This is a genomic window from Pseudomonas sp. YuFO8 (assembly GCF_035065025.1).
GTDB lineage: Bacteria > Pseudomonadota > Gammaproteobacteria > Pseudomonadales > Pseudomonadaceae > Aquipseudomonas > Aquipseudomonas putida_AE.
This window is the reverse complement of sequence record NZ_JAXDEQ010000192.1, coordinates 1-395: the sequence shown is the minus strand read 5'-3', so window position 1 is coordinate 395 and position 395 is coordinate 1. Positions and strand designations below refer to the sequence as shown.

1 protein-coding gene is annotated in these 395 nt (G+C 60.0%); it reads right to left on the bottom strand.

What is annotated here, in order from left to right:
- On the bottom strand, positions 1-395 hold a 395-nt coding region (locus tag SOP95_RS31950; protein WP_323609585.1), incomplete at both ends, for a DMT family transporter.

Here is a 395-nt window from a genome sequence, read left to right as displayed (position 1 = left end):
GCAGCGGGCAGGCCCGGTAGATTCACGCAGAGCATCAAGGTGCCCGCCCACACCATGTAGCACGCCATGGTCAACGGGCTATAGCGATGGGCATAGTGTTTCTGGATGGCGAAGTACAGGCTCCACGACACCGCCGCCAACAGGATCAACAAACCGCGCGGGTCGATATCGCCCAGGCCGTGATCGCCCCAGATCACCACCAGCACACCCAGCAGGCCGAGCAACACACAGCTCCAACGCCAGAGGCTGATCCGCTCCTTCAAGCAGAAGAACGCGATTAACACACTGAACAGTGGCGCCGATTGCGCCAGCACGCTGGACGCCGCTGCCGTCACGAATTGCTGTCCGTAATTGAGGCTGGTGTGATGCAGGAACACCCCGAAAAAACTCAACAC